Genomic DNA, 22,397 nt, shown 5'->3' on the forward strand with positions numbered 1-22,397 from the left:
GGCCATCGGACAGGCCGCGCGAACCGGCCGGAAGCCAAAAAAGTTGAACGCTCTCCGACCGCGACATAAGACAAGGAACGCGTTTCGGGTCCAGACGCAGGGCGGGGCTCCGGGACCATCCAAGGCCTTTCAGGCCGCTCAACCCGTGAAAGGCTGTGTCGCTTGGACGATCTCGACATCCGCCGCCGGCGCATCAGGGTTCGCGCCTGGCGGCGCGGCATGCGCGAACTCGACATTTTGATGGGCGGCTTCGTCGACGCCCGAGTCGACGCGCTGGCGGAGCCGGAACTCGTCGAACTGGAGGCGCTGCTCGATCTGCCCGACGCCGAGCTCTTGAGCTGGCTCGCCGGCGGCGCGCCGCCGCCGCCCGAGCGGGACACGGCCCTACTTAGAGCCATTATCGCCTTCCACACCCACGACGGACCCATCCATTGAACAAGGCGGCAGCGAAGACGAAAGGCGCGGCCGGCGCGCTCGAGACGGCGCGCGCGCGCCTCGCCGGGGGCGAGCGGCTGCTGTTCTCCCGCGCGCCGGAGGGGTTCGACGCCTTTCTCTGCGCCGATCTCGCCCGGGCGCTGGCGCGCGAGGCGGAGGGGCGCCCAGCCGTCTTCGTCCATGTCGCGCGCGACGCCGCCCGCTCGGCCGCCTTCCGCGAAGCGCTGCGCTTCGCCAATCCCGAGGTCGAGGTCCTCGACGTCCCGGGCTGGGACTGCCAGCCCTACGACCGCGTCTCGCCCCACGCCGGCATTGTCGCGCGCCGCATGACGGCGCTGTCCCGACTCGCCCGCGCCAGCTCCTCGGCCGAGCGCCCGCGCATCGTGACGGCCACGGCGGATTGCCTGCTGCAACGCGTCCCGCCGAGGAAGATGATCGCCGCGGAAAGCTTTTCGGCGGCGCCCGGCAATGTGGTTAAGCTCGACGAATTGGCCCACTGGCTGGAGGCCAATGGCTTTTTGCGCGCCAGCACCGTGCGCGAAACCGGCGAATACGCCCAGCGCGGCGGTCTGATCGATCTTTTTCCGCCCGGCCTGCCGGCCCCGATCCGTCTCGACTTCTTCGGCGATACGCTTGAATCGATCCGCAGCTTCGATCCCGAGACTCAGCGCGCCACGGGCCAGCTTCGCGCGCTCGACCTCACGCCGATGAGCGAATTGCGGCTCACGAGCGACACGATGCGCCGCTTCCGTCAAAATTACGCGGCGCGCTTCGGGGGACAGACGCGGGGCGACGCGCTCTACGAGGCGGTGAGCGAAGGCCGGCGCTATCACGGCATGGAGCATTGGCTGCCGCTCTTCTACGATCGGATGGATACGCTCTTCGATTATCTCGGCGACGCGCCGCTGATGTTCGACGCGCTCGTCGAGGAGTCGGCGGGCGAGCGCTTGAAGCAGATCGCGGATTATTACGACGCGCGCAAGGAAGCCAACGACCTCGATCCGGCGAATTCCAGCTACAAACCCCTCGAGCCCGGCGCGCTTTATCTCACGGGCGAGGAATGGCGGGACGCCCTTTCGGCGCGCGGCGCGGCGCATTTCTCGCCTTTCGCCTCGGAGAGCGCCGACGCCATCGATTGCGGCGTCGCGCCCGGCCGCGACTTCGCGCCGGAGCGTAATGAGCCAGAGGTCAATGTGTTTCAAGCGGCGGCGGATCACGTGCAGGCGCTGCGCGGCGCCGGCAAGACCGTGATTGTCGCGGGCTGGTCCGACGGCTCCTGCGAACGTCTCGGCCATGTGCTGCAGGAACACGGCCTGCGCGACCTACGCCCCGTCGCTTCGCTTCCGGCCGCGCTGGGGCAGGGCGCGGACAAGGGCCTGGGCGGGCTCGCGCTCGCCGTGCTCGGCGTCGAACATGGCTTCGAGACCGACCATTACGCCTTGGTCGGCGAACAGGACATTCTGGGCGACCGTCTGGTGCGCCGCCGCCGCAAGCGCAAGGCGACCGAGAATCTGCTCGGCGAAGTCGCGGCGCTCACGGCAGGCGATCTCGTGGTTCACGTCGACCACGGCATCGGCCGCTTCGTCGGGCTCGAGACGATCGCCGCCGCCGGCGCGCCGCATGACTGTCTCGAGCTGCATTACGCCGGCGGCGACAAGCTTTATCTGCCGGTCGAGAACATCGAGCTTCTCACCCGCTACGGCGGCGAGGACGCCGAGGCGCAGCTCGACAAGTTAGGCGGCGTCGGCTGGCAGACGCGCAAGGCGCGGATGAAGAACCGCATCCGCGAAATGGCCAAAGGCCTCATCGCGATTGCGGCGCAGCGCCAGCTTCGGCAGGCGCCCAAGCTCGTTCCGCCGGAAGGCCTTTACGACGAATTCTGCGCGCGTTTCCCCTACGACGAGACCGAGGACCAGCTCGCGGCGATCGACGCGGTGCTCGACGATTTGTCCGCCGGCCGCCCGATGGATCGGCTGGTTTGCGGCGACGTCGGCTTCGGCAAGACGGAAGTCGCACTGCGCGCCGCCTTCTGCTCGGCGATCAACGGCAGGCAGGTCGCCGTCGTCGCGCCGACGACGTTGCTCGCGCGCCAGCATTACCGAACCTTTTGCGCGCGTTTCGTGGGCCTGCCCATCAAGATCGGCCGGCTGTCGCGCATGGTGGGCGCCGCCGAGGCGCGCGAGACCAAGCGTGAGCTTGCCGAAGGCAAAATCGAGATTCTCATCGGCACGCATGCGGTCCTGGGCAAGGGCGTCAATTTCAGCGATCTCGGCCTCGTCATCATCGACGAGGAGCAGCATTTCGGCGTCGCGCACAAGGAGCGCCTGAAGGAGCTGCGCGCCGAAGTGCATGTGCTGACGCTCTCGGCGACGCCAATCCCTCGCACGCTGCAGCTCGCCATGACCGGCGTGCGCGAGCTCTCGCTCATCACAACGCCGCCGGTCGATCGCCTCGCGGTGCGCAGCTTCATCTCGCCCTTCGATCCTTTGATCGTCCGCGAGGCATTGTTGCGCGAGCGCTATCGCGGCGGACAGGCCTTCTTCGTCTGCCCCCGCATCGAGGATCTCGAAGAGGCGGCGGCCTTCCTGCGCGAGAATGTGCCCGAGTCGAAATATGTCGTCGCCCATGGCCAGATGTCGGCGAGCGAGCTCGAAGACAAAATGTCGGCCTTCTACGACGGCAAATTCGACATTCTGCTCTCCACGACGATCGTCGAATCGGGTCTCGACATTCCGACCGCCAATACGCTCATCGTCTGGCGCGCGGACATGTTCGGCCTTGCGCAGCTTTATCAACTGCGTGGCCGCGTCGGACGTTCGAAGACGCGCGCCTATGCGCTCTTCACCACGCCCGCGAACCGCACGATTACGCCCCAGGCGCAAAAGCGCCTCGAGGTGCTGCAAACGCTCGATACGCTCGGCGCGGGCTTCCAGCTGGCGAGCCACGATCTCGACATCCGCGGCGCCGGCAATCTGCTCGGCGAGGAGCAATCCGGCCATATCAAGGAAGTCGGCTACGAACTATATCAGCAGATGCTCGGCGATGCGATCGCCATGCTGAAGGCCGGCGTCGAAGAGCCCGAAGAGGAAGTCTGGTCGCCGACGATTGCGATCGGCGCGCCGGTCACCATTCCCGAAGACTACGTTCCCGATCTGACGCTGCGTCTGCAGCTTTATCGGCGCCTGTCTACCCTCGAAACCGATCAGGACATCGAGTCTTTCGCCGCCGAGATGATCGATCGCTTCGGCCCGATTCCGCCGGAAGTGGAGCAGCTCTTCGAAATCGTCGCCATCAAGGCCATGTGTCGCCGCGCTCATGTCGAAAAGGTCGACGCCGGACCCAAGGGCGTCATCATATCTTTCCGCGACAATCAATTCGCCAATCCGGCCGCGCTGGTGCGCTATGTCGCGGAGCAGGGGACACAGGCGAAGGTTCGCCCCGACATGCGCATCGTCTTCATCCGCGAATTCGAGACAATGAAGCAGCGCCTCGCTGGCACGCGCCGCATTCTGCGGGCGCTAGTCGATATAGCCGAGCAAAAAGCTTCGTAAACAATTGGCCACGCCGGGCTTGCGAAAGCGAGGCGCGACAATTGGCTTGGTGTTTTCGCCTTCTAGTCTGCTACACTTTGCCTTGCAAACGCCGCGCGACGGCTGTCGCAGCGACAACAAAATATTGGAGGGAGCATGACCGGTCGGGCCTTTTCTGTGACGACGAGCTTTGCGGCGCTGGCGCTGGCGCTGGGTCTCATTTCGGCCCGCGCGGAAGATGTGGACCACAGCAAGATGGACCACGGCGCGATGGATCATTCCGCGCATGGCGCCGGGGCGACGCAATGGGCGGATCCCGGCAAGGCGCAGGCGACGCCCCCCGCAACGAGCGGAGAGGCGCCCAAGGCTGACGAACACGCGGGCCATCACGGCGGGGGCGCCGGCGGTGGCATGATGGGCGGCATGGGCGGCATGATGGGCGGCGGCATGAGCCATGGCGGCGGTTCAGGCGGCATGGATCACGGCGGCTCGGGCGGCGGCATGGGGGGCATGATGGGCGGCATGAGCCACGGCGGCGGCTCCGGCGGGATGGATCATGGCGGCTCGGGGGGCGGCATGGGCGGAATGGGCGGCATGATGCAGCACATGATGTGCGGCTTCACCGAACATCTCGAAGGCCGGCTCGCCTATCTGAAGGCCGAGTTGAAGCTCACCGACCAGCAGACGACGGCCTGGAGCAATTTTGCCGACGCTTGGCGCGCCGTGGCGCAGAAGGCCAAGGCCAAATGCGCAGCGACCGACGACCGTCCCGACTCGTCCAGGCCGGCGGTGCTGCAAAAGCTCGACAAGATGGAAAACCATATGGCCGACCATCTCGACATCGTGCGCGCGCAGAAAGCCGCGATCGAGCCGCTCTTCACCACGCTCTCGGACGAGCAGAAGAAAATCGCCAGCGAGACCATGACCAGCATGATGAAGGTCGGCATGTCGATGATGGGCGGCGGCATGGGCGGCATGATGGGTGGAATGGGCGGCATGATGGGCGGCATGAGCCATGGCGGCGGCAGCGGCGGCGGCATGCAGCACTGAGTTAAAAACCAATGTCGACGCGCCGAGATAAATAAGCCGCCGACAACGCCCCTCGTGCTTCGAGACGCCTGCTTCGCAGGCTCCTCAGCATGAGGGGCTTCTCCTTTTGCAAAAGTAACATAGGGCCTCATCCTGAGGAGCGCGCAACGCGCGCGTCTCGAAGGACGAGGCCCCTTAAGCTCAGAACAATTGCTGATTTCCGGGCTCTTACTCGCGTTCTTACTCCACTGAAAACTCCCGCATCATGCCCATGTCCTCATGTTCGAGGTTGTGGCAGTGATACATGAAGCGGCCTTTGAAATCGCTGAAAGGCTTGGCGATGCGGATCGTCTCGCCATGCGCGACGAGCACCGTATCTTTCAGTCCGCTGTCGATGAGGCCCTCGCGGATCGTCGCATAGGCTTCGGGGTCATCGCCCTCATAGCTGCGGCTCAAAATCTCGAAGGGCTGGCCGTGCAGATGTATGGGATGGGCCATATTCATCATGCCCATCATCCCCATGCCGCCGCCCATCATGCCGCCGCCCATTCCCATGCGGCGCATCCCCATGCCGCCCATGCCCCTGCCGCCCATTCCCATTCCCATTCCCATTCCCATGCCCATGCCCATGCCGCCGCCCTGCGCGTGGTAAATTTCGAAGAGCTGCACCGTATCAACGGGGATGCGCTCGATATCCATGACGTCGTCATGCCCATAGACGCGGCCATTCAGCATGACGGCCATATGGCCCATGGATAATTCGATCGGCCGGGGCGTGTCGCGATTGGCGATGTCGTCGGGCCGATAGCGCCGGATCGTCGAGAGCTTCTCGGGCAGTTTGGGACTGTCGCTCACCGCGCGCGCGACAGTCGCCGTGAACAGCGGGTATTCGTCGCCAACGAAGAGGCCGCTTCCCATCATCCGCTGCGCCATGGGCGGCACGAGCCCCTCGAATGCGCCGCTGCGCATGACGAGTTTGGAGCCCACCGCGCGTCCGCTGAAGTCGACCCACAGATCGACGCGCTCGGCGGGGGCGAGCATCACATAAGGGCGCCGCTCCGGCTTCTCCAGGAGCCCGCCGTCGACGCCAATGACGGTCAGCGGCGTTCCGTCGTCCCAGAGCAGCTTGTAGATGCGCGCATTCGAGCCGTTGAGAATTCGGAACCGATAGGCGCGGCTGTCGACCTCCAGCCGAAAATCCGGCCGCCCGTTGACGAGAATTCGCTCGCCATAAAAGCCGAACATGTCGCGATGCATGCCGCCCCAATAGGCGAGCTGGTTATTGTCGTCGAAGGAACGGTCCTGGAGGACGAGGGGAATTTCATATGCGCCCGAGGGTAGGCCGAGCGCGCGCTCTTCCTCGTCCTCCACAATGAGGCCGCCGGCAAGCCCGTGATAGACCTGCGTCGCCGTCGTCTCATGCGTATGGGGATGATAGAAATTGAGGCTCGCGCGATTGCGCACGTCGAATTCGTAGACATAAGTCTCGCCGGGCTCGATCGCGGCCATGGGGTGGCCGTCAGCCTCCATCGGGACGTGCAGGCCGTGCCAATGGGTGATCGTCTGTTCCGGGAGCTCGTTGCGCAGCCGGAGGCGCACCCTCTGGCCTTTTACAAAGCGCATCAGCGGCCCAAGGTAGCTGTCGGGCATCGGCGTCAGCGTCTGGGGGGGACCGTTGAGCAGATTGCCGGCATAGCGCCAGACCTGGGTGGGTTTGCCGGGAAGAATCGGAACCTGGTCCCGGCGGCAGATGAGTTCGATGTCGACATCGGGCTTGAACGTCTCGCTCGCGGCGCGCGGCGCACGTCGGGCCGGGGTCTGCGCGAGACTGGTCGCCGACGCCGCGAGCGCCGCTCCAGACCACAGGAAGATACGTCGGTTGATCTCGAAGCTCTTGGCCATTCAGTGCGTTCCCTCTCGCGGGCGTGGCCCGCTCTTTTTTATTAGCTGACTTGAATATAAGCATTCTCGCGGCCCCGGCGCCTGCGTCATAAGGCGGCATGGGCGCAGGCGCGCGCCGCAAAAAACCCCAGAAGGTTTGCGAATGGCGCGGGCTGTGGCACATTCGACCCCACGATTTCACCTTCGGCTGAGGTACGGGCGGCGGCAGGGTGAAGGGTTTCTCCTGCGAGATGAACGAAACGGTTAGACAGAAGCCGCGTGGCGCAGCGATCGCCGCTGTCGCAATGGAACGGCTGTTCGATCCGCGCCTGCGCGGCGGCGTGACGCCGCGTCCGCGCTTTCTGGCGTTCATTCTTCTCTGCCTTCTCCTCCATCTTGCGATCGTCGCCTTCCTGCTGTGGGAGGATCGGCGCACCGAATTTGCGCCGCCCGTCGAGGAAACCCCGGTCGAAGTGATCACTGAACCGCCGCCGCCGCCGGAGGAGAAGAAGGAGGAGCCGCCTCCGCCGCCGGAGCCGCCGCAGCCTGAGCAGGAAAAACAGAAGCCGCCGCCGCCCCCGCCTCCGCCCGTGGAGGACGAGAAGCCGGCGACCGACGCGCCCAAGCTCGAGAGCAAGGCCAAGAGCGAACAGGATTCGCCCGAAGAGCAGAAAGAGGCGAAGACGCCGCGCAACGAGCCGCAGACGGAAAAGGTCGCGCCCAAGGACGAAAAGCCCGAGGGCCTGAAGGACGCGACCGACGAGGCAGATGGCGACAAGACGCCCGAGCCCGCGCCGGAAAAGGCGATCGAGGACAAGCCGGACGCCGAGATCATCGAGCGCGCCGAAAAGACGCCCACGCCGACGGAAAAGCCGGTGACGAAGGATACGAAGGCGGCGAAGAAGGGCCAGTCCAACACCATCGCCGATCAGGTGGCGGCGCTCGCGCCGCTTCCCGATTTCAAACTGGCCGCGCCGCCGAAGACCTCGCCGGTGGGCGGCGGCCAGGCGAAGACCACTTATCTGTCGATCCTCTACGGCCTCATCATGCCGCATATGCGGATTCCGGCGCGGGTGCGCGAAATCCCGATGTCGAGCCGGGGCGTCGTGGCTTTTTACATCGACGAGATGGGGAATCTGACCCATCAGGCCGTCTATAAGACCAGCGGCCTGCCAGACCTCGACGCCGCCGCGCTCGCCGCCGTCCGCGCCGCCGCGCCTTTCCCGGCGCCGCCGCGCGGCCTGCCGCATGCGATGCTGTTCACCTACGCGACGAAGTAGCGCTCCTCGCCGTCAACCGGCCAGCGCGATCGCCGAAACCAGCCGCCCGTAGTCGGGCTCCTGCCGATGGACGCTGCGCCGGTAGCTGAAGCAGCGGGCTTCGTCGCCATAAGTGTCGACGCCCAGCGCCTCGAAGGAGGCGACCTCCAGCCGTTCGACGCGGGCCGCGATGAAGCCTTGCAGATCGAAGAAGGAATGTCCCACGCGCTCTGACGGAGAAAAGAAGCGCGCATTGCCGCGATCCGCGTCGAGAAAGCGCGCCGAAAACTCCGGTCCCACTTCATAGCTCGCGGCGCCGATCGCCGGCCCGAGCGCAATGTGGATATCGGCGCGCCGCGCGCCTTGCGCCTCCATGGCGGCGATGGTCGCCTCGATCATGCCGGTGAAGGCGCCTTTCCAGCCCGCGTGGCAGGCCCCGATCACCCCCGCCCGCGCGTCGGCGAACAGCAGCATGCCGCAATCGGCCCCGGTGACGCCGAGCGCCAGCGACGCTTCGCGCGTCACGAGCCCGTCACAGCGCGGCCGCGCCTCGGCGGGCCAGGGTTCGCGCACGGTCTGGGCGTCTGCGGAGTGAATCTGGAACGGAACCAGCAGCCGTTCCGGCGTCACGTCGACGCGCGCCGCCATGCGGGCGCGGTTCTCCTGCACGCGGGCTGGCTCGTCCTTCGAGCCGACGCCGCCATTGAGCGAGCCATAGACTCCCTCGGAGACGCCGCCCTCGCGGGTGAAGAAGGCGTGGCGCACGCCGGGCAGATCGAGGTTGGCGGCCTGAAGCGCGGGCGGCGCCGTCATGATGCATCCTCCCTAGATGAAGCCCGGCATGTCTGGCATGTCGGGGTGCGTCACCGCCATGACCTTGAACAAGCCGCCCATATGCTGGCGGGGCTCCTTCGTGCCTGTCAGCCGGTCGAGCGCGTCGACGATTCCCTGCGCCTGTTCGGGCGTCGCCTTCTTCATCAGCGACTGAGCGCGTCGCTCGATGCCGAGTTGCAGCAGGAAATGCGATTGCGTGACCGGCCCCATCACCTTGGCGCCCTCGGCGCGCGCGGCGCGGGCGAGCGCCGCGAAATCCACATGGACGGTCAAATCCGCCTCGCCGGGTTCGGCGAGCGGATCGACATACGCATGCCGCGCGACGGCTTGAAGACTGTCGCCGAGCGACGTCTCGGTATAACCATAGTCGATCACGAGCATCGCGCCGCCCTCGCGCACGAGCCGCGCCGCGATCTCGCCCATGATCCGCTGCGCGACGGCGCTCACTTCGATGATCGACCCCTCGCGGGCGGGAATACGGAGAGAGGGCTCGGTCTGGTCGGACAGTCCGAAAACAAGGTCGCCGGAGGCGTCGACCCCGACAAGCCGCTCGCGCCAGCCGGTGATGGTCCGCACGAAATGACGCGCGGGCATCGCGTCGAAGAACTCATTGGCCAGAATGATCGCGGGGCCGGGCGGCGTGTCGGCGATGTCGGCGCTCCAACTCACGGGCTTGGCCGCCCGGGCGAGCGTCTGCTCCTGAATTCGGCGCAGCGCCGGGCTCATCTCCACGAGATGGACGGTGATGGCGTCGAGGAAGTCGGGCGCGATGCGCGCGACGCGCAGCACGTCGGACATCAGCGTGCCGCGTCCAGGACCCAGTTCGATCAGCCGCGCGGGATTGGGCGCGCCCGACAGGCGCCAGGCCTCGCTCGCCCAGACGCCGAGAAGCTCGCCGAACATCTGGCTGATTTCCGGCGCCGTGACGAAATCGCCGCCGGCTCCGAAGGGATCGCGGGTCATGTAATAGCCGTAGCGCGGATGGCCGAGACAGAGGCCCATGTAGCGTTCGAGCGAGATCGGCCCGTCATGGGCGATCATCGCCGCAATCTCCTGTTTCAACGGATTCATGCGGGCGCGCTCCTACGGCGCAGCGAAAAGAGGACGATGGCCGCGCCGGCGACGATGAGCGGCAGGGAGAGGACCATGCCCATGGTCAGGCCATGCGGCAGCGCCTCCTGCACCGGGTCCGGCTCGCGGAAGAATTCGCAGAAAATTCGGGCGAATCCATAGCCGATCCCGAACAGGCCGGTGACAAGTCCGGGTTGCTTCAGGCCGCCGGCGCGGGCCACCAGCCACAGCAGCGCGAACAGCGCGAGGCCTTCGAGTCCGGCTTCATAAAGCTGGCTCGGATGGCGCGGGGCGTCGCCCGCGGGCGGAAAAACCATGGCCCAGGGAACGTCGGTCTCGCGCCCCCACATCTCCGGCTTGATGAAATTGGCGAGACGACCAAAGAAAAGGCCAATGGGGGAGACCGCCGCACAAATATCCGCGACGGTGAGGAAGGGCGCGCCATGGCTGCGCGCAAAGAGCGCCATGCCAATCACGGCGCCGATCAGCCCGCCGTGAAAGGCCATGCCGCCTTTCCAGGTTTGAAAGATTTCGAGCGGGTGAGAGAGGTAGAAAGCTGGATCATAGAACAGAACATGGCCGAGCCGCCCGCCGATAATGACGCCGAGCGCGGTGTTGACGATGAGATCGTCTATGCCCGCCTGACTTGGCCGCGGCTGCCCCGGCGCCCACAGCGCGTCGTCGCTGACGAGCAGGCGCATGCCCATCCAGGCGCAAACAAAGCCGCCGACATAGGCCAGCGCATACCAGCGGATCGGCAACGGTCCCAGCTGAACCGCGACCGGATCGACGATGGGGAAGGGCAGGACGAAAAAGGGCATCAAAAGGGTCCGGACGGGCGCGCGACTCAGGCCCGCGCCGCGTTAATCTTTTAGCGGCGGCTGAAGGGGATGTCATGCCCTGTGAGGCGGGCCGCGTGGAGCGCGCGCCCCCTCCCTATCCTCCCCCGGCGAGGGGGAGAGGGAACGCGCGCGGTCACCGCCCGAAAGACGGCCAGCCGGGAAGGGGTTACGCCGCCTTCTTCTGCGGCAGGAATCGCCCGTAAAACGTCTCGCCCTTGGCCGCCATGTCGCGCAGCAGTTGCGGCGGCTCGAAGCGCGGGCCATGGCGGGCGGCGAGCGCGTCGCAGAGCGCGACGAAGGCCTTCGCGCCCATGCCGTCGATGTAAGAGAGCGTGCCGCCGGTGAAGGGCGCGAAGCCAAATCCGAGGATGGAGCCGACGTCGGCTTCGCGCGGGTCGGTGACGACCCCCTCGGCGAGGGTGCGCGCCGCCTCCACCGCCTGCGTGACGAGGAAGCGCTGCTTCAATTCCGTCACATCGATCGTGTCGGGGTCGAGATGGGTCTGGGCGAGCGCCGAGAGCCCAGGCCACAAGCTCTTTTTGCCGTCGGGCTGGTAGTCGTAAAAGCCCTTGCCGTTCTTGCGCCCATAGCGGCCGTTTTCCTCGACCATGAAGCGCAGCACGCGCTCCTGGCGCGGGTCGACGGCCTTGTCGCCCAGATCTTTCTTGGTGGCGTTGAGGATTTTCCAGCCGAGATCGAGCGCCACTTCGTCGTTGAGCGAGAGCGGCCCGACCGGCATGCCGGCCATGCGCGCGACATTTTCGATCATCGCCGGCGGCACGCCCTCGATGAGCATGATCTGGCCTTCGCGCACGTAATTCAGCACGCAGCGGTTCGCATAGAAGCCGCGCGAATCGTTCACGACGATCGGCGTCTTCTTGATGACGCGGATGAAGTCGAGCGCGGCCGCCAGCGCCCGGTCGCCCGTCTCCTTGCCCATGATCACTTCGACGAGGAGCATCTTCTCGACCGGCGAGAAGAAATGAATGCCGACGAAGTTCTCCGGACTCATCGAGGTCTCGGCGAGCGAGCTGATCGGCAGGGTCGAGGTGTTGGAGGCGAAAACGACGTCGCCGCCGACGACCGCTTGCGCCCGCGCGGTCGCTTCCGCCTTCACGGCGCGATCCTCGAAGACCGCCTCCAGAATGAGGTCGCTGCCCGCAAGCGCGGCGTAATCCGCGGTCGCCGTCACGCGCGCCATCAGCGCGTCCTTATCCGCCTGCGTGGCGCGCCCCTTGGCGACTGAGCCGGAGATGAGCTTGTCGATCGTCGCCTTGCCCTTGTCGGCGCTTTCCTGGTCGCGGTCGATCAGCACGACCTCGATCCCGTTCAGCGCGCTGACATAGGCGACGCCCGCGCCCATGAAGCCTGCGCCGAGAACGCCGATCTTTTTGAGCGTCGTTGGCGGAATCTCAGCAGGCCGATGTGCGCCCTTCTCGAGTTCGTTTTTGGACAGGAACAGCGAGCGGATCATTGCCGCCGCTTCCTTCGAGCGCAGAATATGCGCAAACCAGCGCGACTCGACGTCGAGCGCCTGATCCATCGGCAATTGCAGCCCTTCATAGGCGGCATGCAGAATGGCTTTGGCGGCCGGATAATTATCGTAGGTCTCTCGGCGGTAGATGGCGTTGGCTGCCGGCCAGATCATCATGCCGGTCGGCGAGAAGACCTTGCCGGAGGGGTTTTTGAAATCCTTGGCGTCCCACGGCGCCTGCGCCTTGCCGCCATTGGCGATCCACGCCCGCGCGCGCGCCACGATCTCTTCGCGCGGCGCAATTTCGTGCACGAGCTTGGCGCCGAGCGCCGCTTTCGGCTTGAGCTGGTCGCCGCGGAAAAGGAATTGCAGCGCGTCGCCGGTCTGCATGATGCGCGAAACGCGCTGCGTGCCGCCGGCGCCGGGGAAGAGTCCGACCTTGATCTCCGGCAGGCCGACCTTGGTCTTCTCGTCGTCCGCCATCACGCGATAATGGCAGGCGAGCGCCAGCTCGAACGCGCCGCCCAGGCAGACGCCCTGAATCGCGACGGCGAAGGGCTTTCCGCAGGTCTCTAACTTGCGATAGAGCTTCGAGAGTTTGCGAGAGGTCTCGAAAAACAGCTTGTTCGCCGCTTCCTCGCCCTGCTCCTTGCGCGCTTTCGCATATTCGGCCGCGCCTTGCTGCAACATGGAGAGATCGGCGCCGCCGGAAAAGGCGCTCTTGCCGGAGGCGATCACGCAGCCCTTGATCGCAGCGTCGGCGACGACCGTGTCGACGACCTGTTCGAGTTCGCTCATCACCTCGGGCGTGATGACGTTCATCGAGCGGCCGGGCATGTCCCAGATGAGGAGCGCCACGCCGTCGGCGCCGGTCTCGAAGCGGAAATTGGCGAGGGTCATTTCAGTGTCCTCAATTCGATCCATTCGTCACTCTAGAAGGCGACGATGTTCCTGGGCGACGTTGGATGGCTGCGCTTTGTTCGCACTGCCGCCTGCGCATGTTCCATCACACCCGTTCGATAATCGTCGCCGTGCCCATGCCCGCGCCGATGCAAAGCGTCACCAGCGCGGTGGACTTGCCGGTGCGCTCCAGTTCGTCGAGCGCCACGCCGACGAGCATCGCGCCGGTTGCGCCGAGCGGGTGGCCCATGGCGATGGCGCCGCCATTGGGATTGACCTTCGCCGGATCGAGATCGAAGGCCTGCAGATAGCGCAGCACGACGGCGGCGAACGCCTCGTTGACTTCGATAAGGTCGATGTCGTCGAGCGTCATGCCGGCGCGGTCGAGCACCTTGCGCGTCACGTCGACGGGGCCAGTCAGCATGATCGCGGGCTCTGAGCCGATGTTGGCGAAGGCGCGAATGCGCGCCCGGGGCTTGGCGCCGATCTTGTCGCCCGCTTCTTTCGAGCCGACGAGCACCGCCGCCGCGCCGTCGACAATGCCCGACGAATTGCCGGCGTGATGGACGTAATTCAGCTTCTCGATCGCCGGATAGGCCTGGATCGCCACGGCGTCGAAGCCGCCCTGTTCGGCGTAGAAGGCGAAAGACGGCTTCAGGCTCGCGAGCGCCTGCATATTGGTGTCGGGGCGCATATGCTCGTCGTAATCGAGCAGCGTAACGTCATTCACATCCGTCACCGGCACGATGGATTTGGCGAAGCGGCCCTCCCGCCACGCCACTCCTGCGCGCTTTTGCGACTCGACGGCATAGGCGTCGACGTCGTCGCGCGAGAAACCGTATTTCGTCGCGATGAGATCGGCGGAGACGCCCTGCGGCATGAAATAGGAGGGGATGGCGATCGTCGGATCGACCGGCCAGGCGCCTCCCGAGGCGCCGATGCCGACGCGGCTCATCGATTCGACGCCGCCGCCGATCGCGAGCTCGTGCTGGCCGGACATGATTTCGGCGGCGGCGAAATTCACCGAGTCGAGGCCCGAGGCGCAGAAGCGGTTGATCTGCACGCCCGGGACTTTGTACGTGTAGCCGGAAGCGATGGCGGCGGCGCGCGCGATGTCGCCGCCCGCCTCGCCGACGGGATCGACGCAGCCGAGAATGACGTCGTCGACTTCCGGGCCTTGAAGATTGTTGCGCGCCTTGATCGCCGTCAGCGCCGTATTGGCGAGGCCGAGCGAGGATACTTCATGCAGCGAACCATCCGGCTTGCCGCGCCCGCGCGGCGTCCGGACGGCGTCGTAAATATAAGCCTCGGGCATGACGTTTCCTCTCGTTCTTGTTCGCCGCCCGGCCCGATCGGCGGGCCGCCCTCCCCGCGATGGGAGGGGAGGGGCTGGCGATGTCTAACTTCCCTCCCTGTTGCGGGGAGGGCGCCGCTCCAAAGGAGCGACGGGTAGGGGCCGCTCGACCTCAAAACATCTCCGGCGCAAGCGACATCATCGTGTCGGCGCCGGCGCCAATGCGCGCGAGGCGCAGGGACGTCTCCGGCAGCATCCGCTCCATGTAAAAGCGCGCGGTGACGAGCTTCGCGTCCATGCGTGCGGCCTGATCGGGCTCACGCGCCTTCTTGTCCAGCGCAACGGCGGCGATCTTGACCCACATCAGCGCCATCGCGACGCGGCCGAGGAGATGCATATAGTCATAGGACGCCGCGCCGGCGTTGTCGGGCTTGGCGAGCCCATTCTGCATGAGCCACATGCTCGCTTTCTGCAAGTCGTTCAGCGCCGCCTGAGTCGGCGCGACGAAGGGCCTCATGGCCTCCTTGTCGCCATGCGACTGCAGCAGTTCCGCGCCGTCCCTGAAGAAGGCCATGATCGCGCGGCCGCCCTCGCGCGGCAATTTGCGGCCGACGAGGTCGAGCGCCTGAATGCCATTCGCGCCCTCGTAGATCATGGCGATGCGCGCGTCGCGCACGAACTGCTCCATGCCCCATTCGCGAATGTAACCATGGCCGCCGAAGACCTGCTGCGCCTTCACCGCATTGTCGAAGCCGATATCCGTCAACACGCCCTTCAGCACCGGCGTCATCAGGCTCAGCCGATCTTCCGCCGCCTGCCGCGCCGCGGCGTCTTCCGAGCGATGCGCGACGTCGCTGTCGAGCGCGGCGGCGAGCGTCAACCCGCGCGCCGCCTCGTTGAACGCCTTGATCTCCATGAGCATGCGGCGGATATCCGGGTGCACGATGATGGGATCGGCTTTCTTGTCGGGATTCTTCGGCCCCGACAGGGCGCGGCCCTGCAGGCGCTCCTTCGCATAGGCGACGGCGTTCTGATAGGCGACTTCCGACTGCGCGAGGCCCTGAATGGCGACGCCGAGCCGCGCCTCGTTCATCATCACGAACATCGCGTTGAGGCCGCGATTGGCTTCGCCGACGAGAAAGCCCTGCGCGCCGTCGTAATTCATCACGCAGGTCGAGTTGCCGTGAATGCCCATCTTCTCTTCGATGGAGCCGCAGGAGACGCCGTTGCGCGCGCCCAGCGAACCGTCGGCGTTCACGGAGATCTTCGGCACGATAAAGAGCGATATCCCCTTCACGCCCGCCGGCGCGCCCTCGATGCGCGCGAGCACGAGATGGATGATGTTTTCAGCAAGGTCGTGTTCGCCGGCGGAGATGAAAATCTTCTGTCCCGTGATCAAATAGGAGCCGTCGCCGCGCGGAACCGCCTTGGTGGTTAAGAGGCCGAGATCGGTGCCGCACTGCGGCTCCGTCAGATTCATGGTGCCGGTCCAGCGGCCTTCGGCCATTTTGGGAACGTAAAGCCGCTTCTGCTCTTCCGAACCATGCGTGAGCAGCGCGGCCAGCGCGCCCTGCGTCAGGCCCGGATACATGGCGAACGCCATATTCGCCGCAGACGCATATTCGCTCATCGGCGTCGACAACGTGAAGGGCAGGCCTTGACCGCCATATTCCTCCGGCACGGGCAGGCTGATCCACCCGCCCTCGGCGTAGGCCTGAAAGGCCGATTTGAAGCCGGCGGGCGTCGTCACGCCGCCGTCGGCGTCGCGCCGGCAGCCATTGGCGTCGCCGGATTGGTTGAGCGGGGCGAGGATCTCTTCGCAAATCTTGCCGGCTTCGCCGAGAATCTGGGCGAGAACGTCGGGGCTGACGTCGGCGAACCCTTTCAGATTGCCGAAACGCTGAAACTGCAGCACGTCGTTGAGGAGAAAAAGCGTGTCGTCAACAGGCGCTCTATAGCTCGGCATCGATTTCTCCCGCCAAAGGTCGACTCCCAGTCGCTGTGCGCGGCCCGGAGGAGACGCCGTTCGCGTCTTAGGTAGAGAGGGCGCGTGGCGCGCGCAATAGGGGCGTGAACATAGCTCAAGTGGTTTACGGATAGGCGCGGCGGCTTGCCCGAAACGGAATAAGGCGAGCATGGCTAATCATTTGTTTCGTAAACATGAACGAAGGTTGACAGATTGCCGGAGCTTTAACGGCTTGTTTACCGCAAACAGAGGAAAGTCGCTCACGGCGCCGTCTCGGCCATCTATGGTTAACGCCCCGATTCGCGGGCGCTGTCGAGCCGACCCACGGGTTGTTTTCGTTCACTCTTCTCTCGAGCCATCCGCAACAGACGGGCTTGCCGGATACGCACATGACCAAGGCACTTTCCCGCAAACACCGTGGACTCGACGACGACGCCGGCGGCTCGGCCCGCGCGGAAGCGCGCCGGTCCGGGAAACGCCTCGGCGCCTGGCTGGACGATGTGATTCGGGCGGAGGCGGAGGCGTTCGACGATGAGGCGTTCGACACTGACGATGAGGACGATCGGGTCGAAACGATCGCGCGACGGCTCGCGCGCGGCGGCGGCGCGCGGGACGACCGTGAGCGCGCCGATGAACCTCGGCCGCGCCGCTGGCGCGACGACGCGCGGGAGCTCAGGGCGGAACCCCGCCGGCGCCGCGACGAAGCATTTCACGAGAAAGACGATGACGAGCCCCGGCGCGAGTCGCGCGGGCGTCGCGCCCCACGCCGCGACCAGCAGGAGATTTTCGCCGACGCGGCGGCGGTCCTCGGCCGTCGCATCGCCCAGAGCGAGCGTCAGACCGCGCGCGCCCTCGACAATCTCGCTGGCCTGGTCGAAGACGGCGAATTGAGCCGCGAGAGCGCAGAAGAGGGCTTGGCGTTCCTGGCGAAGCGGCTGGGGCGCATCGAGTCGCGCCTATCTGAACAGCCGTCCGCGGGCGCGAACGCGCGCCCCATTCGCTCCGCGCTGGCGCGGCTCGAGGCGCGGCTCGACGAGCTTTCCGACGCGGACCGCGTCTCCGACGTCGAGCGCGCGCTCGAGGGGCTCGACCGGCGCCTGGAGGAGATCGCCCGTCGGCTCGACCCCGAGCCCCGCGCGCGCGGCCGCGCCCCGAGCCCGGCCGCGGATCATGCCGAGCCGCCGCCCCGTCGCCCGCTCGACGCGGCGATCGCCGAGATCACCCGCCGGCAGCGCGCGCTCAACGCCGCCGAGCCGACGCAGGGGCCAAAGCGGCCCGAGCCGGCGCCGGCTGTCCCGTCGCCCGCCGCGCCCGTCGTTCCGCCCCCCGCGCCCGCGCCGGATGTCTGGGACGGCGCGCCCCCGGCAGAGCGTTTCGCCGCGGTTCACGCCTCGCTCGACTCGATTTCGTCGCAGCTCGAAACGGTGCGGCAGGGCGCCGCGCAGCGCGCCGATCAGCAATTGGTGGCGATGCGTCAGATCGAGGGCCTGCGCCGCGACCTCGAGGAGATGTCCGGGGCGATTGGCGACCTCGCGCCCCGCGCCTCGGTCGCCGCCATCGAGACGGCGCTGCACGATCTCGCGCGCCGTGTCGAGACGCAGCGCTGCCGCGGCGTCGCCGATGATCTGCTGGCGCCGGCCGAGCGGATCGCCGGCGAGTTGCGCGCCGCCATCCGGGATCTCGACCCGAGCCCGATCGTCCGTAATCTCCACGCCGACGTGCTGACCATCGGGCGCCGGCTCGACTCGCTTCAGCAGCCGAGCCCCGGCGACGCCACGCTCGTCCGCGACCTCGTCGCGCGGGTCGGCGAAATCCGCGAGCAGCTCGCAGCGCTCGCCGCCCGTCCGCTGCCGCTCGAGAAGATCGAGACGCGCCTGGTCGACCTCGCCCAGCGCGTCGACGCGTTGACGCGCACGGGGGTCGGCGTCGCCGCCAAGGCCGCGGCCGCCCTGGACATGGGCGAAGTCGCGCGCTCGATCCGCGCGATCGTCTCCACCGAGACGAACGCGAGTTTCGACACGTTCAACGGCCGCCTCGAACAGCTCGCCGGCAAGGTGGACGCGCTCGTCGCCAGCGCCGGCGGCAAGCGCATCGACGAATTGGGCAAGCGCATCGACGATCTCGGCCAGATGATCGCCAAGCGCTTCGAGAACGGCGCGGCGCAACGCGTCGACACCTCCGGGCTCGAGAAGCTCGTGGCGGGTCTCGCGCGCAAGCTCGATACGGCGTTGGAGCAAAAACCGGAGACGCCCGCGCTCGAGGAAATTGGCCGCAAGCTCGACACGCTCGGAACGCGCTTGCTGCCCGACGCCGTCTCCGCCGAGGCGATCGCGCGCATCGAGGGCATGCTCGCGAGTCCTCCCGCGGAAAAGCAGTTTCGCGATCTCGCTCAACGTATCGACGGGATGCGCGAGACGCTCGCGCAACGGCTCGAGCAGGGGGGCGCCGAGGGGCCCGCCATCGGCGCCATCGAACATCTGGTGCGCGGACTGGATCGCAAGGTGGAGACGGCGCTCGCCGCGCATGCGCACGCGCCGGACATCGAGCCGCTCCGCCGCCAGCTCGAACAATTGTCGCAAAAGATCGACCGTCTCGACGATCCGGGCGCCCACTCGACGCTGAGCGCGGCGGGGACGGGCAATCCGCAGCTCGACGACATCGCCGCGCGGCTCGACCGCATGCAATCGGCGCTGGCGCATCGGGTGGAGGAAGCCTCGCCGGCGGCGCGCCAATTCGAAATGGCCGAGCTTGTCGAACAGCTCGCGGCGCGCATCAATCAGGCGGCCGACTCGCAAGGCGACGCGGAGGCGTTCAGGGCGCTCGAGACGCAGATCGGCGCCTTGTCGAAACGTCTCGACCGCAACGACCACAATGGCGCCGCCCTCGCCGCCGTCGAAGGGAAGATCGCCGCCCTCGTCGCGCAGATGGAGGAGACCAAAAGCGCCACCTCTTTAGCCGCCGAGGAGGCCGTACGTCGCGCCACGCAGGAGATCCTGCGCGAGGCGAGCCCCGGCCCGGGCGCCTTGCGCGCGGCGCTTGAGCGCGAGCTCGCCGACATTCGGGACAAGCAGGACGCAAGCGGCCAGCGCACCCATGAGACGCTGCTCGCGGTGCACGAAACCCTCGAACGCGTCGTCGATCGTCTGGCGATGTTCGAGGACGAGCTGACCGAAATTCGAACCGGCGTGACCGCGCCCGCAAAAGCTGGCGCAGCCGCGCAGCCGGCGTCCGCCGCGGAGCCGCGTCCGCCGTCGCGTCTCACGGATGACGACGAACTCGGCGATTTCCTCATGCCGCCCGGCGCGCCCCGCCCGCAGCGACGCGAGACCGCCTTCGCCGCGGCGCCGGAATCCGCGCAGATGGATTTCATCGCGGCTGCGCGCCGCGCCGCTCAGCAGGCTGCGCGCGACGCCGCCGCCGCCGAAACGGCGTATCAGGAACGCCGCAACGCCGCCCTGCGCGCCGAAGCCTTCGCTGAGAGCGGCGAGCGGGCGCCAGAGGGAAAGAGCGGCGGCCTTCTCGCGGCCATTCAAGAACGCAAGCGGCCGTTGTTGCTCGGCCTCGGCGCGCTGGTGCTGATGATCGGCGCCTATCAGATCGCCCGCGTCGGAATCGAGGGCGCGGATAAATGGCGCCAGGACAGACGCCATGCCGAGGCCGCCCACACCGAGAGCGACGCCGAGCCCGAAGCCGCCCCGGGGCCAGGCGCCCCCGCGCGTACGGGCGCCAGCCAGGGCGCGGCGAAGACGCCCGCGCTCGCGCCGGCGACGCCCGCCCGCCCCTCCGCCAACGCGCCGGAAGCGGCGCCCCGCCCTCCGGCCGCTCCGCCGCCCAGGATGCTCGCGCCGCAGGCCGAAACGCCGGGGCCTCTCGACAAGACCCCCGTCGGCTCGATTGGCGGAGCGGGCCTCAATCCGCTGCCGCCGCCGGACGCCGTCGTCGCCATCCGGGCGCTCGCCGAGGGCGGCGATCCGGGGGCGCAATATGAACTCGCGCTGCGCATGGCCGAGGGGCGCGGCGTGCCGCGCGATCCGGCGACCGCCGCGCAATGGTTCGAAAAGGCCGCCGGGAAGGGCGTCGCGCCGGCGCAATACCGGCTTGGTTCTCTCTATGAGAAGGGACTAGGCGTCGCGCGCGACTACTCGCGCGCCCGCAAGCTCTATCAATCCGCCGCCGAGGCGGGGAACGCCCGCGCCATGCATAATCTCGCCGTGCTGCTCGCCGAAGGCGGCGACGGCGGCAAACCGGATTATGCGGTGGCCGCCGAGTGGTTCCGCAGGGCGGGCGAATATGGCGTGCGCGACAGCCAGTACAATCTGGCGATCCTCTACGCGCGCGGGCTCGGCGTCGGCCAGAGTCTCGTTCAGTCCTATGTCTGGTTTTCCGCCGCCGCCGAACAGGGCGACGCCGACGCCGCCAAGAAGCGGGACGAAGTCGCCGCCCGGCTCGACTCCAAAGAGCTGGCCGCGGCGAAGGCCGCCGCCGCGGCCTTCCACGCCAAGGAGCCGCCGCGCGCCGCCAACGAGGCGCCGGCGCCCGCCGGCGGCTGGGAGAAGGCGAAGGCCCCAGGCGCCCCGGGTCCTGCGACGCGGCCGCCTGCGAAGCCGAAAATCTCCGCAATTTGAAGGAGATGGACGTAAAGGCGTCACCATTTCGCCGCGCATTTACGATTCATCGACCATCGGTGGCTAACGTCGCGATGGAAGGCTATTCGTCCAAGCCCCATCGCCCTTTGGGAGAGTTTTCCATGCGCAAGTTCCTCGCCGCGATTCTCGCCGCTTCGGCGATCGGGGCCCTGACGCTTCCGGCCGCGCCCGCAAGGGCCGACTCGGCCGGGCCCGCCATCGCCGCCGGCATTGGCGGCTTCGCGCTCGGCGCCATTGCCGGCGGCGCGCTGGCTCAGTCGGCCCCGCCCGTCGTCTATGCGCCGCCGCCGCCGCCGGTCCGCTGCTGGACCGAGCGCCGGCCGGTGTTCGACGAATATGGCGACGTCATTGGCTCGCGTCCGCGCCGGATCTGCGAGCAGTAAAGCGGCCGCCACAGTTCCAAAAGCTCAACATGCGCCGGATCGCCGCAGGCTGTCCGGCGCATGTTTCTTACCCGCTGGCATGTCGGTTGCTCAGTCGTTCCCGCCAAAGAATTCCAAACGGCGAAGAGAGACGACATGACGAGTATTGCCGACACCGCCTTCAAGACGCTGGAAGAGCAGGGCCGCCTTCTCAACGCGGTGCTGAAAGGCCCGACCGAAAAGCCCGGCCGCTTTGGTTTCCGTGGCGAATTGGCGCTTATTTTCCAGGAGCAGCTCGCCGACGAGAAGCGTCCGCCGGAGCGCTCGGTCGATCAGGTGATCGCCATCGCGAATGTCGGAGAACCGACAATCCCGTTCTTCGCCTGTTATCTTCATTCCTTCGAATGGCTGACCGACCTCGCTAAGGTGACGAAGGGCCTGTTCTCGCCTGAAGGAAAATATTTCATCTTCTGCAACAACATCGACCTTCTCGCCAAATATGAGGTCGAGATCGACGGCGTCACCTATCACGTGCTCCCGATCGACGAGGCGACGGTCTATAACGAGCTTCTCGAACTTCTTTATCTCGACAAGGGCGATCTGAAGAAGCTGTCGACCGGCGGCAAGACCGATGCGGTCGCCGACGCGGCGCTGGGCTTCAATGCGCGCTTCGACGTGATCAGCTACGCGCAAGGCGTCGAGCGCATGGGCCCGGTGCGCAACCGGAACGCCAACCGGCCGGTCTGAGGAGGCGCCGGGCCTCTCGGCCGCGGAGGCCCCCGGCTTTGGGCGGCGCGGTCTCGCGCGCGCGTCTCCTTTGGCTCGGGAGCGCCGCGCTTTCCGTGAAAAAAACGTCTTCTTGCGATAGGCTTTG

General features: G+C 66.8%; 14 protein-coding genes. 7 read left to right on the forward strand and 7 right to left on the reverse strand.

Annotated elements, in window-relative coordinates:
* Positions 1-162: 162 nt before the first annotated feature.
* The 3 genes from RVU70_RS11780 (at position 163) to RVU70_RS11790 (ending at position 5,015) form a co-directional block, all read left to right on the forward strand.
* On the forward strand, positions 163-435 hold the full coding sequence (locus tag RVU70_RS11780; RefSeq protein WP_363346459.1) for a succinate dehydrogenase assembly factor 2: 273 nt from the start codon (positions 163-165) through the stop codon (positions 433-435).
* The gene (gene mfd, locus RVU70_RS11785) at positions 432-3,986 is read left to right on the forward strand and encodes a transcription-repair coupling factor (RefSeq protein ID WP_363346461.1); all 3,555 of its coding nucleotides are present in this window, start codon (positions 432-434) and stop codon (positions 3,984-3,986) included. The genes RVU70_RS11780 and mfd overlap by 4 nt, the downstream gene beginning before the upstream one ends.
* 135 nt (positions 3,987-4,121) lie before the next feature.
* Complete coding sequence (locus RVU70_RS11790) at positions 4,122-5,015, forward strand: Spy/CpxP family protein refolding chaperone (protein WP_363346463.1); 894 nt, start codon at positions 4,122-4,124, stop codon at positions 5,013-5,015.
* Positions 5,016-5,234: 219 nt separating this feature from the next.
* Here the strand turns inward: RVU70_RS11790 and RVU70_RS11795 are convergent, their stop codons facing one another.
* Positions 5,235-6,896: a multicopper oxidase domain-containing protein gene (locus RVU70_RS11795; protein ID WP_363346465.1), complete on the reverse strand. Its 1,662-nt coding sequence runs from the start codon at positions 6,894-6,896 to the stop codon at positions 5,235-5,237.
* 230 nt (positions 6,897-7,126) lie between these two features.
* Between RVU70_RS11795 and RVU70_RS11800 the strand changes: the two genes are divergently transcribed.
* On the forward strand, positions 7,127-8,155 hold the full coding sequence (locus RVU70_RS11800) for a TonB family protein (protein WP_363346467.1): 1,029 nt from the start codon (positions 7,127-7,129) through the stop codon (positions 8,153-8,155).
* Positions 8,156-8,167: 12 nt separating this feature from the next.
* Here the strand turns inward: RVU70_RS11800 and RVU70_RS11805 are convergent, their stop codons facing one another.
* The 6 genes from RVU70_RS11805 to RVU70_RS11830 all read right to left on the reverse strand — a co-directional run bounded on the left by RVU70_RS11805 (position 8,168) and on the right by RVU70_RS11830 (position 16,515).
* Positions 8,168-8,947, reverse strand: coding sequence for a polyphenol oxidase family protein (locus tag RVU70_RS11805; RefSeq protein ID WP_363346469.1), 780 nt, complete (start codon positions 8,945-8,947; stop codon positions 8,168-8,170).
* Positions 8,948-8,959: 12 nt separating this feature from the next.
* Positions 8,960-10,039 (reverse strand): class I SAM-dependent methyltransferase, encoded by a 1,080-nt coding sequence (locus RVU70_RS11810; protein ID WP_363346471.1) that lies wholly within the window; start codon positions 10,037-10,039, stop codon positions 8,960-8,962.
* On the reverse strand, positions 10,036-10,860 hold the full coding sequence (lgt, locus tag RVU70_RS11815) for a prolipoprotein diacylglyceryl transferase (protein ID WP_363346473.1): 825 nt from the start codon (positions 10,858-10,860) through the stop codon (positions 10,036-10,038). Before lgt ends, RVU70_RS11810 begins: the two co-directional genes overlap by 4 nt.
* A gap of 187 nt (positions 10,861-11,047) precedes the next feature.
* Positions 11,048-13,255, reverse strand: a complete 2,208-nt coding sequence (locus RVU70_RS11820; RefSeq protein ID WP_363351310.1) for a 3-hydroxyacyl-CoA dehydrogenase NAD-binding domain-containing protein — start codon at positions 13,253-13,255, stop codon at positions 11,048-11,050.
* 106 nt (positions 13,256-13,361) lie between these two features.
* Positions 13,362-14,570, reverse strand: coding sequence for an acetyl-CoA C-acetyltransferase (locus RVU70_RS11825; protein ID WP_363346475.1), 1,209 nt, complete (start codon positions 14,568-14,570; stop codon positions 13,362-13,364).
* 151 nt (positions 14,571-14,721) lie between these two features.
* Entirely contained in the window at positions 14,722-16,515 is a 1,794-nt protein-coding gene (locus RVU70_RS11830) for an acyl-CoA dehydrogenase C-terminal domain-containing protein (protein ID WP_363346477.1), read from the reverse strand.
* Between the two features lie 389 nt (positions 16,516-16,904).
* On the opposite strand from RVU70_RS11830, the gene RVU70_RS11835 reads away from it, so the two are divergent.
* The 3 genes from RVU70_RS11835 (at position 16,905) to RVU70_RS11845 (ending at position 22,270) form a co-directional block, all read left to right on the forward strand.
* Entirely contained in the window at positions 16,905-21,140 is a 4,236-nt protein-coding gene (locus RVU70_RS11835; RefSeq protein WP_363346479.1) for a peptidoglycan-binding protein, read from the forward strand.
* A gap of 122 nt (positions 21,141-21,262) precedes the next feature.
* Positions 21,263-21,544, forward strand: a complete 282-nt coding sequence (locus RVU70_RS11840; RefSeq protein ID WP_363346481.1) for a hypothetical protein — start codon at positions 21,263-21,265, stop codon at positions 21,542-21,544.
* Positions 21,545-21,679: 135 nt separating this feature from the next.
* The gene (locus RVU70_RS11845; RefSeq protein WP_363346483.1) at positions 21,680-22,270 is read left to right on the forward strand and encodes a hypothetical protein; all 591 of its coding nucleotides are present in this window, start codon (positions 21,680-21,682) and stop codon (positions 22,268-22,270) included.
* The last annotated feature ends 127 nt before the right edge of the window (positions 22,271-22,397 follow it).

The sequence above is a fragment of the Methylocystis echinoides genome (assembly GCF_040687965.1).
GTDB lineage: Bacteria > Pseudomonadota > Alphaproteobacteria > Rhizobiales > Beijerinckiaceae > Methylocystis > Methylocystis echinoides_A.